Raw genomic sequence first — 1,132 nt, 5'->3', positions numbered from 1 at the left:
ATATGTCTGGTGGCGATAGCGAAGAGGTCACACCCGTTCCCATACCGAACACGGAAGTTAAGCTCTTCAGCGCCGATGGTAGTTGGGGGCTTCCCCCTGTAAGAGTAGGACGTTGCCAGGCATATACATATGGAGGATTAGCTCAGCTGGGAGAGCACCTGCCTTACAAGCAGGGGGTCGGCGGTTCGAACCCGTCATCCTCCACCATTATTTCGCCGGTTTAGCTCAATTGGTAGAGCAACTGACTTGTAATCAGTAGGTTGGGGGTTCAAGTCCTCTAGCCGGCACCACTTTCAAGAGCCATTAGCTCAGTTGGTAGAGCATCTGACTTTTAATCAGAGGGTCGAAGGTTCGAGTCCTTCATGGCTCACCATTTTCAAAAATTTTATATGCGGGTGTGGCGGAATTGGCAGACGCGCTAGACTTAGGATCTAGTGTCTTATGACGTGGGGGTTCGAGTCCCTTCACCCGCACCATACGGATGCGGAAGTAGTTCAGTGGTAGAATACAACCTTGCCAAGGTTGGGGTCGCGGGTTCGAATCCCGTCTTCCGCTCCATTTTTTTCTGCCTGCCGGGGTGGTGGAATTGGCAGACACACAGGACTTAAAATCCTGCGGTAGGTGACTACCGTGCCGGTTCGAGTCCGGCCCTCGGCACCAATTAAATTTATATGCGCCCTTAGCTCAGCTGGATAGAGTGTTTGACTACGAATCAAAAGGTCGGGAGTTCGAATCTCTCAGGGCGCGCCATATCGGGAAGTGGCTCAGCTTGGTAGAGCACCTGGTTTGGGACCAGGGGGTCGCAGGTTCAAATCCTGTCTTCCCGACCATCTTTGTTAAGGGGCCTTAGCTCAGCTGGGAGAGCGCCTGCCTTGCACGCAGGAGGTCAGCGGTTCGATCCCGCTAGGCTCCACCATTTCGAAAATGTGTTGACATTTTCTTTTTTAATGGGTATGATATGAAAGTTGCTGTTCGAAGCAGCAAATTAGTTCTTTGAAAACCAAACAAAAGCCAGGTAAGTCAGGGATTTTAAAATCCCATCAATTTTTAAACTTTAAGAGCTATATCAAACACTTTATTGGAGAGTTTGATCCTGGCTCAGGATGAACGCTGGCGGCGTGCCTAATACATG

Annotated in this window: 9 tRNA genes and 1 rRNA gene; all 10 read left to right on the top strand. The window is 50.3% G+C overall.

The features are described from left to right. The first annotated feature begins 5 nt into the window (after positions 1-5). The 10 genes from rrf to AR335_RS22735 all read left to right on the top strand — a co-directional run bounded on the left by rrf (position 6) and on the right by AR335_RS22735 (position 916). Positions 6-121 (top strand): 5S ribosomal RNA (gene rrf, locus AR335_RS22780). A 10-nt stretch (positions 122-131) separates the two neighbouring features. Next, positions 132-207: transfer RNA gene (locus AR335_RS22775), tRNA-Val, on the top strand. Between the two features lie 7 nt (positions 208-214). Continuing rightward, positions 215-290: transfer RNA gene (locus AR335_RS22770), tRNA-Thr, on the top strand. A gap of 7 nt (positions 291-297) precedes the next feature. Continuing rightward, positions 298-373 (top strand) — tRNA-Lys (locus AR335_RS22765). An 18-nt stretch (positions 374-391) separates the two neighbouring features. Continuing rightward, positions 392-476 (top strand) — tRNA-Leu (locus AR335_RS22760). 7 nt (positions 477-483) lie between these two features. After that, a tRNA-Gly gene (locus AR335_RS22755) sits at positions 484-558 on the top strand. A gap of 13 nt (positions 559-571) precedes the next feature. Next, positions 572-660: transfer RNA gene (locus AR335_RS22750), tRNA-Leu, on the top strand. Between the two features lie 13 nt (positions 661-673). Continuing rightward, positions 674-750: transfer RNA gene (locus AR335_RS22745), tRNA-Arg, on the top strand. A 3-nt stretch (positions 751-753) separates the two neighbouring features. Next, positions 754-830, top strand: a tRNA-Pro gene (locus AR335_RS22740). A 10-nt stretch (positions 831-840) separates the two neighbouring features. After that, a tRNA-Ala gene (locus AR335_RS22735) sits at positions 841-916 on the top strand. Positions 917-1,132: the final 216 nt, after the last annotated feature.

Source organism: Fictibacillus sp. FJAT-27399 (assembly GCF_001510655.1).
Lineage (GTDB): Bacteria > Bacillota > Bacilli > Bacillales > Fictibacillaceae > Fictibacillus_C > Fictibacillus_C marinisediminis.
This window is presented reverse-complemented; position numbering and strand designations above follow the sequence as displayed.